This is a genomic window from Marinicella gelatinilytica, from assembly GCF_026410405.1.
Taxonomy (GTDB): domain Bacteria; phylum Pseudomonadota; class Gammaproteobacteria; order Xanthomonadales; family Marinicellaceae; genus Marinicella; species Marinicella gelatinilytica.
Genome location: NZ_JAPMLN010000015.1, coordinates 1 through 14,403, shown reverse-complemented (window position 1 = coordinate 14,403; position 14,403 = coordinate 1). Strand labels below are relative to the sequence as shown.

At 42.8% G+C, this 14,403-nt stretch carries 10 protein-coding genes; 3 read left to right on the top strand and 7 right to left on the bottom strand.

Annotated elements, in window-relative coordinates:
- Positions 1–80: 80 nt before the first annotated feature.
- Positions 81–2,234, top strand: a complete 2,154-nt coding sequence (locus tag OS173_RS10360; protein ID WP_267184214.1) for an acetyl-CoA hydrolase/transferase C-terminal domain-containing protein — start codon at positions 81–83, stop codon at positions 2,232–2,234.
- Here OS173_RS10360 and OS173_RS10355 read toward each other — a convergent pair.
- Both OS173_RS10355 and OS173_RS10350 read right to left on the bottom strand, forming a co-directional pair.
- A complete protein-coding gene (locus OS173_RS10355; protein ID WP_267184213.1) occupies positions 2,231–3,205 on the bottom strand; it encodes a glutathione S-transferase family protein in 975 nt (324 codons plus the stop codon). The genes OS173_RS10360 and OS173_RS10355 overlap by 4 nt on opposite strands.
- 29 nt (positions 3,206–3,234) lie before the next feature.
- Positions 3,235–4,071 (bottom strand): pirin family protein, encoded by an 837-nt coding sequence (locus OS173_RS10350; protein ID WP_267184212.1) that lies wholly within the window; start codon positions 4,069–4,071, stop codon positions 3,235–3,237.
- Between the two features lie 212 nt (positions 4,072–4,283).
- On the opposite strand from OS173_RS10350, the gene OS173_RS10345 reads away from it, so the two are divergent.
- Complete coding sequence (locus OS173_RS10345; RefSeq protein ID WP_267184211.1) at positions 4,284–5,420, top strand: CSLREA domain-containing protein; 1,137 nt, start codon at positions 4,284–4,286, stop codon at positions 5,418–5,420.
- A 57-nt stretch (positions 5,421–5,477) separates the two neighbouring features.
- Positions 5,478–6,092, top strand: a complete 615-nt coding sequence (locus OS173_RS10340) for a rhomboid family intramembrane serine protease (protein ID WP_267184210.1) — start codon at positions 5,478–5,480, stop codon at positions 6,090–6,092.
- Positions 6,093–6,100: 8 nt separating this feature from the next.
- Here the strand turns inward: OS173_RS10340 and OS173_RS10335 are convergent, their stop codons facing one another.
- The 5 genes from OS173_RS10335 to OS173_RS10315 form a co-directional block, all read right to left on the bottom strand.
- Entirely contained in the window at positions 6,101–7,327 is a 1,227-nt protein-coding gene (locus OS173_RS10335) for a phosphopentomutase (protein ID WP_267184209.1), read from the bottom strand.
- A 739-nt stretch (positions 7,328–8,066) separates the two neighbouring features.
- Entirely contained in the window at positions 8,067–10,286 is a 2,220-nt protein-coding gene (locus OS173_RS10330) for a S9 family peptidase (RefSeq protein WP_267184208.1), read from the bottom strand.
- Between the two features lie 684 nt (positions 10,287–10,970).
- Positions 10,971–11,783 (bottom strand): crotonase/enoyl-CoA hydratase family protein, encoded by an 813-nt coding sequence (locus tag OS173_RS10325; RefSeq protein WP_267184207.1) that lies wholly within the window; start codon positions 11,781–11,783, stop codon positions 10,971–10,973.
- Complete coding sequence (locus tag OS173_RS10320; protein ID WP_267184206.1) at positions 11,780–12,715, bottom strand: hypothetical protein; 936 nt, start codon at positions 12,713–12,715, stop codon at positions 11,780–11,782. Before OS173_RS10320 ends, OS173_RS10325 begins: the two co-directional genes overlap by 4 nt.
- Positions 12,705–13,940 carry a hypothetical protein gene (locus tag OS173_RS10315; protein ID WP_267184205.1) on the bottom strand — a complete coding sequence of 412 codons (1,236 nt, stop codon included), beginning with the start codon at positions 13,938–13,940 and terminating at the stop codon, positions 12,705–12,707. Before OS173_RS10315 ends, OS173_RS10320 begins: the two co-directional genes overlap by 11 nt.
- Positions 13,941–14,403: the final 463 nt, after the last annotated feature.

Below are 14,403 nucleotides of genomic sequence, written 5' to 3'. Positions count from 1 at the left end.
AATGATAAAGCTTTTCTTAAAACATTTAATCATGAGCTGACAATTGGTTACAATAATGCTTTTCCTAAGAAAGGCACTGTATGCCATTGTTCACCCAAGAAAATCAGGACGTCGTTGACTTTTTACATCATAAACTTGGCAATAACTGGCACATAGGTACACCTTTGGGTATCGGTAAACCCAATCCATTGGTTAACGCCTTATATCACTATGTGGTCGATAAACCTGACATTGAGATGTCTTTATTCACGGCCTTGTCGCTGGAAGTACCTAAAGGTGACTCTTTATTGGAACAGCGTTTTTTAACGGCATTTACCGGTCGTCATTTTAAGAGTTACCCCGAACTAAGTTATATTGAAGACATCAAAAAAGACCGTGTGCCACAGCATATTCATCTGAAAGAATTTTATTTTCAATCCGGACAGTTTTTAGGTACAGTTTCCGCACAACAAAATTACATCAGCTGTAATTACACCCATGTGGCGCGTGATATGGTCAATCTGGGTATTAATGTGATTGTGCAAATGATTGCCGTTGACCGACGTGGGGAAAAAACACGCTATAGTCTCAGTTGTAATCCGGATTTAACCCTGGATGTGGTTCGCATCGCTGACTATAAAAACCGTCCACGTCCGCTGATTATTGCCATGGTGAATGAAGAATTGCCTTTTTTAGAAGGTGAGGCGGTGGTGGATGCGGATTTTTTCGATGTGATTGTGGATAATCCAAATGATTATTTTCAGCCCTATGCACCACCGGCCCGGCCCATTTCAGCCATTGATCACAGCATTGGATTACATGTCAGTACGTTAATCCGGGATAAGGGCACCTTACAAATTGGTATTGGCTCTCTCGCCGATGCGGTGGTGTACAGCAGTATTTTGCGCGATGATCAACAACAGGCTTACCGGGATGCGTTAACGGCTTTGGATATCCATCAGCGTTATGACGATTTGATTGCCGAGCACGGTAGCACAAAGCCATTCGAACACGGTTTATTTGCCGCCAGTGAGATGTTCGTCGAAGGTTTTATGCATTTGTACAAGTCGGGTATTATTAAACGAAAAGTCTATGAAGATGCGGATATTCAACGGCTTCTTAACGAGGGACAATTGAGCGAACAGGTGTCGGCTTTAACACTCACGACTTTATTGGATCAAGGTATTATCCACCAACAATTAACTGAACGTGATGTTCAGCGTTTACAGAAGGTCGGTATTTTTAAGGATAACCTCACATTCTTAAACAACAATTTATATGATGGTGAAGGCAATAAATTGGGTTACGATTTAAATAAGCCCAAACACTTAAAGCGTATTGCTGAACAAGCGCTCAACAGCCGGCTTGGCCATGGCGCTGTTTTACACGCGGCCTTCTTTTTAGGTTCAAAACGCTTTTATCAATTTCTGCGGGAATTATCTGATGCTGAACGCCAGCTGTTTTTAATGACGCCGGTCAGTCAAATTAACCAACTCTATCGCACCGAAGCCATTGATCGCGCACAACGTATTAACGCCCGTTTTATCAACACCTGTATGAAAGTTGATGTCACCGGTGCCGCCATTTCTGATACCCTGGAAAATCATCAGGTGGTCAGTGGTGTCGGTGGTCAGTATAATTTTGTGGCCATGGCCCATGCCTTGCGCCACAGTCGTTCTATATTAATGCTTAAAAGTACCCACGGCAGTGGTCAAAAAAGAGAATCCAATATTGTCTGGCAATACCCCGAATGTACCATCCCCAGACACTTGCGTGATATTGTGGTGACTGAATACGGCATGGCCGATTTACGCGGCCAGAGTGATGAAGTGTGCATTCAGCGTTTGATTAGTATTGCCGACAGCCAATTTCAGGAAGGTTTACGCCAAACGGCTGTGCAACATGGAAAATTGAAAGCTGACTGGCAGATTCCCGAGCATCATCGTCACAATACCCCGGCAAAAATTAAACAGGCTTTAGGGCCGCTGCAACAGCAAAAATTATTTCCTCAATATCCCTTTGGCCATGATTTTACTGAGCAAGAACAGCGCATTATCAAAGCCTTAACCTGGCTTAAAAAACAACAAACAAGCCGCTGGCAAACCTTAAAACTTTTGGCAGCGGCTTGTTTGGCAAAAGCCGACGATGATATGCACAGTGATTTACAACTGATGCAGTTTAATCAAACCCGGGGCATCGGCGAAAAACTGATGCGCCGGTTATTGATTCATGGGTTACAACAAACCCGTCACTAACCGCGCTTATGCGGCTGACTGAAATCTTGCATCGGCCCCAGTGGCACAATGCCATTGGGGTTTATGGTCGGATGACTGGTGTAATAATGGGCTTTGATATGATCCATGTACACAGTCTTGGCAATACCCGGCATTTGATACAACTCGCGCACGTAACCGCTGGTATTCGGGTAGTCAGTCAGTTGTTTTAGATTACATTTGAAATGGCCGTGATAAACGGCATCAAAGCGTATTAAGGTGGTAAACAAGCGCCAATCGGCTTCCGTGAGACGATCACCGGTTAAATAGCGGTTATCTGTTAACAGTCCTTCAACCCAATCCAAGGCCTCAAAAAGTGTAGATACATGCTTTTCATAAACCGATTGCTTGGTGGCAAAACCAGATTTATAAACGCCGTTATTGATGTCGCTGTAAACCCGTGCATTGATTTCATCAATGTTAGCGTGTAAATCACTCGGGTAATAATCACCCGGTTTGGCACCGATGTCATCAAAGGCTGAATTGAACATGCGAATAATATCCGCCGATTCATTACTGACGATGGTTTCTTGCTTTTTATCCCATAACACGGGAACAGTGACGCGGCCTGAATAGTTATCGTCAGCTTTAATGTACAATTCATACAAATAATCCAGCCCGTATAAATCGTCACTGACAATGTCGTCATGCTCTTGGTCAAAAGTCCAACCGGACTCGCCCATAAAATAATCCACCACCGACACGTCGATCATGTCTTGTAAGCCTTTAAGTGCGCGAAAGATTAAGGTTCGATGCGCCCAGGGGCAGGCCAGACAAACATATAAGTGATAACGACCGGCCTCAGCCATAAATCCGCCTTTGCCCGTTGGTCCGGCGGAGCCGTCGGCGGTAATAAAATTTCGAAATTGTGATTCGCTGCGTTTAAATTCGCCACCGGTGCTGTCGGTGTCGTACCATTTGTCATGCCATTGGCCATCCACTAATAATCCCATTGTCTGCTCCTGTTTGTTAGTGTCGTGTTTTAAACTAATTTATTGTCTCTAAAATCTTGTAAAGCCTGATTGATTTCGTCCATCGTGTTCATCACAAAAGGACCATATCGCGCCACCGGTTCATTTAAGGGCTCACCAGAAATAACTAAAAAGCGTGAATCTTCAAGGCTGTTAACCAATAACGTCTTGGCAGCGGTTAACACCGCTAATTCACCGGCTTTTAAATACGCTTTGTCAATTTCTATCTTACCATCATAGACATAGATAAAGGCATTGTGGTCAACAGGTAAGTGGTCAGTCAATGTGTTACCGGCTGGCATATTAACGTCCCAATAATTGGGGTGAACATAATCATTGTTAATTACGCCTTGGGTGTCTTGGTCGGTTTGACCGGCAATAACTTTGATTTGCACACCATTGTCACGGTGTTCAATGGGAATATCAGCGGCCTTATATTCCTGATATTTTGGCGGCGTCATTTTATCTGACTTGGGTAAATTCACCCATAATTGAAAACCACTCATCTCACCTTCGCTTTGCTCCGGCATCTCTGAATGAATAATGCCCGAACCGGCGGTCATCCATTGAATATCGCCATCACTGATAACCCCTTCATTACCGGCTGAATCCTTATGTCGCATTTTACCTTTCAGCATATAAGTCACGGTTTCAAAACCCCGGTGCGGATGTTCAGGAAATCCACCGATATAATCTGTTGACTCTTCTGAGCCAAAATGATCAAGTAATAAAAATGGATCTAAATCCTGCAATGGCGCACCACCAATCAATCGCGTCAGTTTAACCCCGGCACCATCTGATGTGGGTCGCCCGGTCAAGCGCTTTTGAATGCTGTTATAGTTTGTCATAGTTAATCCTCCAAAACATAATGGCCATTGTACTGTTATAGTTAGCGTTAATAAACCATTTGAATATCAAAACACTGTTTCATTTATCAGAACAATTATTATATGGCCGAACTCGATCATCGGATGTGACAAAAAGTGCAATATGTGAAGTTTTTGAGGGTTATGGTGAATTTTCTCGCTAATAGAAATAACTTAATTTTAAAAGGTGACATATGCGACAATTTTCTTTCATTTTTTTTGGGGTCATGCTGGCTTTCTTAGCACAAGCCGGAGGCAACACTTATTTTCAAGTGAATAGTCTCAGCGACAGTGATGATGGCAGTTGTGATAATACGCACTGTAGTTTGCGAGAAGCTATTAATATAGCCAATTCTGAAATCAATCCGACATTCATTGATTTTCAGTCAGGTTTAACGGGAACCATCGCCTTAACCAGTCAACTTGATATTTCTGGGGATGATATCACCATCATTGGACCGGGTGTGGATGTGATTACTTTGTCCGGTCAAAATAGCAATCGGGTGTTATGGATAAGCTATTTTGCCAATAACATAACTGTATCCGGATTAACGATTGCCAATGGCAACAGTATCAATGCCACAGGGTCATCAAGTGGTGCCGGTATTAGTGCACGAGCCAGTAATCTGTTGTTAGAGGATTTAAGAATAATTGATAACTATAATGAGTTTTTAGGTGCAGGTTTATCTTATACGGATGGAAATAATGCCGTATTGAGAAATATCGAAGTATCCGGTAACGATTCCAGTGCGTATGGCGGCGTAATCATTAATGGCGGTGACGGCACGGTGCTCATCGAAAATATGACTGTTAGCGGTAACAGTTCCAATAATCAAAATGGCACCAGTGGTATGAGTATTATTTCTAATCCGGGCACAACCACCATTGTACGGTATCTAACTGTGGCCGGTAATATTAACGGCAATGGGATTATCGTTAGTGGCAACGATCCAACGCTGATTGAGGCTTCCATATTTGCAGATAATGAAGGGACTGATCTGATTGTGAGCAGCTCGTCTCCAATTATTGTGAATAACAGTGTGATCGAAGCCACCACAAGCACAATAAATGGAGATAATAACATCATTGGCTTGGATCCAAATTTAACCGATTTGATGTTTTTGTCCGGCGGCAAGCAACAAGTACACGCTTTTCTAAATGATACCAGCATCGCCCAAGACCATGTGCTTGATACGGTGGGAGATGCCGAATGTGGCCAAGCGGTATTATATGACCAAATCAATATGCCAAGGCCGCAAGGTGCACGTTGTGATGCGGGTGCTTATGAGCAATATGTTGAAGATAATATATTTGAAAATGGTTTTGAATAATCGCTAAAAGGTTTGGTTTGTGTCCATGCTATACTGCCCTAATTTTACCACCGAGCAATGGACATAAATCAAACTGTTATCATCATTATTGTCACCGGCATTGTTACCTATATGGGCTGGCAAAATCGGGCCTTGCAAGAGCGCTTAATTTTCTGGCCACCGGCGATTAAACAAGGTCAATACGAACGTTTTATCACCCATGGCTTTATCCATGCCGATGGTATGCATTTGCTGTTTAATATGTTCACCTTTTATTTCTTTGGCCGCATTATTGAAGCATTTTATCGCCAGTATTTAGGTGGTGCCGGTTTTGTGGTGTTTTACTTAGCGGCCATTGTGGTGGCGATGATTCCCTCCTATCTACAGAACAAGGACAATAAACAATATGCCAGTTTAGGGGCGTCCGGGGCGGTGACGGCGGTACTATTTGCTTATATCTTATTTGCACCGTGGGAGTTGTTATATATCTTCGGCATCATTCCAATTCCGTCGATTGTGTTTGCGGTGGTATATATTTTCTTTAGTATCCAGGCGCATAAACGTGCCAGTGATAACATCAACCACAGCGCGCATCTCTATGGCGCATTATTTGGCGTAATTATGACCATCGTCTTAGAACCGAGAATGATCCAAATATTCTGGTATCAATTACTGAATCCCGGCTGGTTTTAGTCGCCGAATTAATCGTGAAAATTAATGACTTTACCGTGATTTAATGCCGGCAGCTGAAAATGCCTGGCCAGGGTTTGGCCCATGTCCATAAAGCCATTGCGCAGACCAATATTTTGCCCCGGGATATTGGGTCCGAAAAACAGCACCGGCACATGTTCACGGGTGTGATCGGAACCAGGTTGGGTTGGATCGCAGCCGTGATCGGCGGTGATTAAAGCGATGTCATCGGCTTTGAGTATTGCCAGTAATTTCGGCAGACGTGCATCAAAGTCTTCTAACGCTTTGGCATAACCGGGGACATTACGGCGGTGACCATATAAACTATCAAAATCCACAAAGTTGACAAATACCAGGGTATTGTCTTTGGCCTGTTCCAGTTCTGTTAACATGGCATCAAACAAGGCCATATTACCGCTGGCTTTGACTTTCTTGGTGATACCGCAATCAGCAAAAATATCGGCAATTTTGCCCACCGAAACCACTTCACAGCCATTATCTTTCATCACATCCAATAAAGTCGGTTCGATGGGTTCCGTGGTGAAATCCTTGCGGTTACCGGTACGTTGGTAATTGTCAGGGGCATCGCCGATAAAAGGCCGGGCAATCACCCGCGTAATATTTAAGGGTTCGGTGAGTTCCTTCGCCACTTCACAAACTTGCAGTAAACGCTGTAAGCCAAAATGTTCCTCATGGGCGGCAATCTGAAACACCGAATCAGCCGATGTATAGACAATCGGCTGACCGGTTTTAATATGCTCATCACCCAAGCGGGCAATAATTTCTGTACCCGAGGCATGACATTCACCCAGGACACCCGGCAAATCACAGCGTTGAATTAATTCATCGATTAAATCTTTTGGAAAGCAGGGCACTTCTTTGGGAAAGGTGGCCCATTTAAACGGCACCGGAACCCCCGCCATTTCCCAGTGGCCACTGGGTGTGTCTTTATCACGACTGATTTCCTCGGCATAGCCATAGGCACCTGTGGGTGCTGTAATGCGTTCTAAGCCCGGTGGATTTTTGCCCCAACTGGCGGCCAGTGCTTCCACTAAGCCCAATTGGGTCAAATGCGGAATTTTTAACGGCCCCGAACGTTCAGCATTATCCGCGTCTCCGGCCGCACAAGCCTGTGCTATATGCCCCAAAGTACAGGCCTTTTCATCGCCATACTGATCGGCATCGGCACTGGCACCTAGCCCCAAAGAATCCAACACTAAAATTACCGCTCGTGGCATTTGTTAAACCTAATAACTAAAAGAAACAATTTACCATAAATAAACCGAGTCACAAAGCCAAGCTACAAACATCAACAGATGTTTAACAATCGAAATTGTTATCCCACCCTTACTGAGTCGATTTACATGGATATAAATATTACAGAGAGCAATAATTGCATACTCACTTGTCACATTTGCATCCTGTGCGCGACTCGAAAAAATTTTAAATTTTAGTTGTTCTTAAATCAATCAACCTATCACAAATTGCGACGCCTTCGGACTTGATCCGGAGGTCCATCTTTCAGTTCTTTAATATAGTAAACAAATTTATCATTCTCGGACTCCCTGAAAGACCCTGTTGTTAGTGAATGGAAAATTTCATGACGAATCAATGGTTTTCAGAAATTGAAAACCTTAATGGTCTCAATTTTAAAAATTACTTAGACTTGATGAGACCCTCGGATCTACGTCCGAGGGTGACGGACCTCAACGCCGTCTTTCTCGGGCTTGGTAACTACCGCGTCCTGCTCATGTTACAGACCTACGTCCTGTAGGCCACCCGAGAATCTCCTGATTAACACGCAATGCATAAAAGCTGATACCTTATAATTGCTTGAAATTCTTATTTCATTGCAATATTATAAAATTATGCGCACTTAATGAGATCCTCGGGTCGATGCCCGAGGATGACGGGGTGATTGGGATTAAACCCAGCTTTACGATTATGGCTTTGGTAAACTCCAATCTAAACCCTTTATTAATCCACCCCCGTCAGTTTCCGCTCAAAGAAATCATAAATGGTTTTATAAACGTGGTATTGGGCTTGCTCGCCGCTGATGCCGTGCTTGGCGCCGGGGTAAACCATGCTCTCGAATAAAATACCGTGATCCTGGAATTTACTCATGACCGTGGTGGCGTTGGTGAACAGGACATTGTCATCGGCCATGCCGTGAATCAGTAATAAGCGTCCGTCCTTTAAATTTGCCGTATCACCGTAAATCGCAGTCTTTTCATAACCTTCGGCATTGAGTTGTGGCGTTGACATATAGCGTTCCGTGTAATGGGTGTCGTACAGGCGAAAATCTGACACCGGTGCCACCGACACGCCAATGGCGAACTCATCCGGGGCTTGGGTTAATGCCCGCAGCGCCATATAACCGCCATAGGACCAACCAAAAATGCCGATGCGATCGGCATCCACATAGTCCAGTGATTTTAAGTAGTCAACCCCGACCAACTGATCATCGAGTTCCACCGAACCCATTTGCTTATAGAGTGGTGCTTCAAATTTCACCCCACGTCGCGCCATACCGCGGTTATCCAGCACAAACACAATAAAGCCTTGCTGTGCCATATATTGTTCAAATAAACGCCGTGGCCAGGCTTTGTTTACCAATTGCGCGCCAGGGCCACCATAAGTATAGAAAAACACCGGATATTGCTTATCTTGAGAAAAACCGGCTGGCTTAATCATGCGGTAGTATAAAGTCTGACCATCTTCTGCTTTCAGGGTACCGAATTCATTTGGTCGATGGGCTTGCAGATAAGGGTAATAAGGATGGTTTTTATTGAGGGCGTTTTCATTCAGCCAGGTAATACGCTCGCCATCAGCGCGGTGCAAAGAGGTTTGCGGCGGCTGGTCATTGTCACTCCGGGTGTCGATATAAACCGTGGCCTTATCGTCCATGGTAATCTCATGAAAGCCGGCAGCTTGGGTTATTTTCTTCGGTTTGTCAGGTGTTTGTGTATCAAGGTCTTGCACATACAACTGTTTTTCCAGTGGTGAATCATAAGTACCGGTAAAATAGACTTTACTTTGATCGTAACTGATTCCAACAATCGCATCCACCATCCAATCACCGGCAGTAATGGCTTTTAAAGGCTTTTGCCCGGGTACCACATGGTATAAATGCTTAAAGCCTTTCAGCTCAGAGGCCCAAATAAAACCACCATCATCTAAAAACCGCCAATCATGATGCAAATTAATCCAAGTATCACTCTGTTCAGTGAATAATGAGGTACTTTCTCCGGCTAAGTCGACCTTAATCATTTCCAAATGTTGCTGGTTACGAGATTGTCGTAGATACGCCACTGCCTGACTATCCGGCAGCCACTTGACCCGCGGAATATAAATATCGGTTTCCTTGCCGGTATCAATCCAGTGGATATCGCCGGATTTGAGTTCAATCCGGCCCAGCCGTAGCGTGACATTGGCCTCGCCGGTGTAGGGATAACGCTGCTCAATAACCTCAATATTATTGGCATTAATTTCATAGCGCTTGGTGATACTCACCGGTGACTCGTCCACTCGCAGAAAAGCAATGTGCTGTTCATCCGGTGACCACCAGTATCCGGTGTCACGGTCCATTTCTTCCTGTGCCACGAATTCCGCCATGCCGTTTTTAATCGGACCTTTACCGTCAAAAGTTAATTGCCGTTCGCCACCATCATCCACAGACACCACATAAATATTCTGATTACGAATAAACGAAACATGGTTGCCTTTCGGAGAAAAACGGGCATCGGTATCAAAGGCATCGGAATCAGTCAGTTGTGTCACCGCTTTATCCGCAGCCACACCCAAATGATAGACAAATAAATCACCACCCAAAGGAAACAATAAAGACCGCCCATCATCCGACCAATCATACTCAATAATACCGCTTAAACCCGCTAAACGTTGTCGCTCACGACGGGCTTTTTCCTCATCGGATAATTCAATTTGGACAGGCTGCAATAAGTCAGAATCAACCAGAAGACGTGTTTTATTATCGGTTATATTGTATTCCCACAGATCATAGCGGTCCTTATTCTCCGCTTTACCACGCAGGAAAGTGACCCGCGCACCATCCGGTGATACCTTCGCTTGTCGCAAAGAAGCCCCGGCCAAATCCGGACTTGCAAACAACCGCTCTAAAGTCAACTCATCCGCCATCACAGTACCCGAAAATAATAAAACCAAAACAAAACGCCACATGGGATTCCTTTATTTAAAAGACATTATGTTAGAGAAATCCCGGCTAACGGTCAACTGATTAAATATCAATGTCTGAGGGTTCAACCTTTCTGTGACCAGTGTAGTAAAGGCAAAAGATAACCACAGAGGCACAGAGGTCACAAAGATAAGGTAGGATGGGCTCCGCCCATCACATTTATATATTCACCACAGAGATTCAGAAGTCACAGAGTTTGAATTTGTTAACGTCACAGCAGACATTAAGTTCGTGCTATTAAGTTGAGTGTTTGTAATTTATTATCGTAGCTGCTGGGCTTGCCCCAGCCATGCCCCGCATCAGAATTTAATATGAGCGTAAAACCTAACTTTTATCTTCTGAATTCTTTTAAATGTTAACCTTAAGAAGTGCAGCTACGAAAGAATTAATCCCAAGCAAGTCAAAGTGAAAACCAGAAATTGCCAATTTGTTTCAGACATAAATTTAATGACATCTTTTCTCTGTGTACTCTGTGTCTCTGTGGTTGTCTTTTATTGTATTCACCACAGAGGCACAGAGGTCATAGTCAGGTAGGATAGACTCCGCCCATCACAGTGAAGTCTAACAAAATTCATCAATACCAAATTTTAGTTTTTGGTGGGCAGAGCCCACCCTACGGTTCTAAGGACACTTTTTGGAAATTTTATTAAATAAAGCGAAGCGAATATTTACCAGCGCTTACGGTCTTTAAAGGGCTTATGCTCTTCAGTTTCGTGGGTTTGGTTCCAGACTTTGATGCGGCTGTTTTTGCCGGTGAGAACGCGGATTTGGTACCAGGATTCGCGCAGTAGTGCCATGCCACGACTGCCGGACCAGCTTTTATTATAGAGTTTTTTCACACCGGCGACCGCATCGGGGGCTTGCTGTTTAAATTGTTCGACCATGGCCTCGGCCACCTGTATGGGTTGATTATTTACATGTGTTACCAGACCCAATTTTAGCGCATCTTCACCAGAAATTATTTTTGCGGTCATGGCCAATTCTTTGGCCACGTCCAGTCGACAATGTTCGCGTAACGCTAAGGTCCCACCCATATCCGGAATTAAACCCCAACGTCCTTCCATAATTGATAAAGAGGCATCGGCAGTGGCAATGCGAAAATCAGCGCCGAGGACAATTTGTAAACCACCACCCCAACAGCGACCGTGAATGGTAGCTATCACCGGAACCGGAACCCGTCGCCAACCGGTGGACACCCGTTGCGCTAAATTCGAACGCCAGGGTAACCATTTGAACAATAAACGCAAGGGGTTTTTTGGCGAAGCCATCACCGATTTGACGTCCAAACCGGAGCAAAAGTCTTCACCCCGGCCGGTTATAATTATCGCTCGAAGCGCGCGGTCTTTACGCAAGCGTTTAATGGTGACATCAATCTCCCGAAACATCGCCATATCCAACGCATTGCGTTTATCAGGTCGTGCCAGGCTGACATAAGCCACCTGATCCTTGATCACACACTCAATCCGTTTTATTTCACTCATAAGTAATTGTCTCGGTAATAGTTTTTAATAATTTCAACGTCTTTTTTCATGCCTAGACTACTGTATTTCATATGCCATTGTTGTAAAGTTAACCCGCAGGCTACTGGTTCATTATCACATCTGTACAGCATATGAAAACTGGTGGCTTCACAAGTCTGGCTATTGGGCATATCACATGTCAAAAGTTGCAGGGCCAGATTATGTGCATGAAAAATCCAAATATTGACCTGAGTATGTAATAAATCTTTGAAAAATTCAGTTTTTCCATCCGCGGCAGAAAGGCCTATGCCGCTGTTTAACGCGCTCACACTGATTAGACTTGGGCTTCTTATTTGCAAACTTAATTCAAACAAATTCTCCGTCAATTGATTATAATCGATGTCATTATGTCTACCATATAAGCCCGCCAGAAGGTATTTATACTGCTCTCCCAATAGACTGTTGGCCTTGAAATTTAAAACACTGTCATGTTGACTGCTGGACTCAAACAAAACTGGGTATTTTTTCCCATATAGTTCACATTTTTCTGTCAGTTGATTTTTTAATTGTTGTAAATCAGGGTTACTGCTAATGTTTTTATTGAGTCTATGATACCAAAGTCTGCAGACCTGAAAATCCATACTCAATGAAGCAATTTCTATAACAGGATCATCGCTGTAAATTGGATTTTTAATTTCTGCTAAATAGCGGGATATCGGGATGCCGTTGATTTCTTCTTTGGAAGATAAATCGTATGGTTCTGAGGTTTTTCCTGATTTCGGTACTTTTTCTTTATAGTCGATTTGTTGTTGCGTATTGAGTGGAGGATTAGTCTCAATTTCAGTTGAGGTGTTGTTACTGTTGGTTTTAGAGCGTTCATATTTAAAATAAAAGGCAAAAAATAACAGCGTCAAAAGTAAACATATAAAAACAGATACCCACTTACGGCGCATAGATAATCTCCAGTTGTTCGTGTAAATTAAGGACGTCCTGGAGTTGGTTCGGGCTGAGGTAATCATCCATAAAAAATGTCACCAGATTTTTTTCACAGGCTGTCGGGTATTCGGTATTTAAACAGTAATGATTCATCAGTGTTGAGCCGGGTGAGCAGTCTTGGCCTAAAGTACATAAATACAGCTGGTTAGCATAAGGCGCAATCGCCAAAAAGTTTAATTTACTGATTTGACCGGTCAACTGATTAACTTCTTCTGCCACTTTTATATAGGGGATTTTAAGCTTTTCTAAGTTCTCTCGCTTAAAGCTTCTTCCATGAGCGCTGGCATTAAAGAACCGCAGTTGTCTATCGTCATTGAGCAAGGCCGATGCCTCAAAAAACAAATCAGGGTCTTGTAATCGCATGTATGTTTTAATTTTAGCAGTCAGTTTTTGAACTTGTTGCCAGGCTTGATTTTTTGTTTTGGGGTTTATATCGGTTAATTGTTCTAATTGAGCCTGTAATGTCTTTTTGGTTTCAAAATATGTGTTTCTTTCTGCTTCGGTGAATTCAAATTCAGATCCTTGAAATTGTTGACGCCACATGGCCTCTAATTCATCCAGTTTCTTTTTAATTGCTAGTGCTTCGGGACTTGAAATACCTTTAGATGCATTAAACAGATGTTGCCAAACATCGTCCCAAGGTTGAATTAAACGTCTTAATGTTTGTAGCTGTTTTTCTTTTTCAGTTTTTGTAGGCGCACTCAACAACTGTTGCTCCATATCAATGCCCTTATATTTATCACGCAATTGAATGCAGCGATCTAAATTTGATTCATAATGATTGAGATGAGTAGCTGAAACGGGTTGATTAACTTGCATGCCATAACGTTCAAATGATTTAAGCAACTGTTGTTTTAAATCTTTGATGCTATTAGCTGCCATTAAACTTCTTTTATTAATTGGACATATTTCAAGTCTGTGAAAGTCTCGATAAAGTTGGAGATAGGAATATGTGGATGTTTTTTGTGGTTTAGTTTGAACTTGAGGTGTTGCCATTGAGGTGATTGGCTGTGGGCTTTGATTTTTATTTGTGGTTGGCGAGGTTTTTAAGATAACAGGTGGTTGTTCAACATGACTGATGATATTTGGTGACTTCTGATTTGTGTGGGTTTTATTAGCTGAAGAAAATAACCACATGGCCAAGAACATTACAGCTAATATAACAAACAACTTTTTCTTCATGGCTTTGCTTAAATGTTTTGATTTTATATTAATCTATGCTTCTAACTCAGACTTCTGATGCAGTATATCAAAAGACTATACCTGTTTGTCTGGTTACCATCACCGTAAGCTTTTTTATAACTAATTTTAATGATTAATAAAAACAACCCGTAATTAAAACGCGTAAGACAACAACACATATTCCTTTAAAGGTTTTATGTTAAGTAATTGTTATTAGAGATTTATACTTACAAACGTTAAATAAAAATTTGACTATTTAGGAGCAGACAAAAGTCGGCAACCCAAATACTTTTTGAGATGGATCGTTTACAAGGATGTAAGTATGATGTGATGAACGCCTCCAGGACGGTATCAAAGTACCTGTCTTGTAAAATAACAAGGACTAACAACCGGAGACATTCATCATGAAACATTGTAAATTACTTGGCATTGACTTGGCAAAAACTGTTTTTCAGTTATGTGC

Bases quoted from the DNA above. Each gene is read 5' to 3' on its own strand.
- OS173_RS10345 (WP_267184211.1), top strand. From the start codon at position 4,284: ATGCGACAATTTTCTTTCATTTTTTTTGGGGTCATGCTGGCTTTCTTA.
- OS173_RS10340 (WP_267184210.1), top strand. From the start codon at position 5,478: ATGGACATAAATCAAACTGTTATCATCATTATTGTCACCGGCATTGTT.
- OS173_RS10355 (WP_267184213.1), bottom strand. From the start codon at position 3,205: ATGGGATTATTAGTGGATGGCCAATGGCATGACAAATGGTACGACACC.
- OS173_RS10315 (WP_267184205.1), bottom strand. From the start codon at position 13,940: ATGAAGAAAAAGTTGTTTGTTATATTAGCTGTAATGTTCTTGGCCATG.
- OS173_RS10320 (WP_267184206.1), bottom strand. From the start codon at position 12,715: ATGCGCCGTAAGTGGGTATCTGTTTTTATATGTTTACTTTTGACGCTG.
- OS173_RS10360 (WP_267184214.1), top strand. From the start codon at position 81: ATGCCATTGTTCACCCAAGAAAATCAGGACGTCGTTGACTTTTTACAT.
- OS173_RS10350 (WP_267184212.1), bottom strand. From the start codon at position 4,071: ATGACAAACTATAACAGCATTCAAAAGCGCTTGACCGGGCGACCCACA.
- OS173_RS10330 (WP_267184208.1), bottom strand. From the start codon at position 10,286: ATGTGGCGTTTTGTTTTGGTTTTATTATTTTCGGGTACTGTGATGGCG.
- OS173_RS10335 (WP_267184209.1), bottom strand. From the start codon at position 7,327: ATGCCACGAGCGGTAATTTTAGTGTTGGATTCTTTGGGGCTAGGTGCC.
- OS173_RS10325 (WP_267184207.1), bottom strand. From the start codon at position 11,783: ATGAGTGAAATAAAACGGATTGAGTGTGTGATCAAGGATCAGGTGGCT.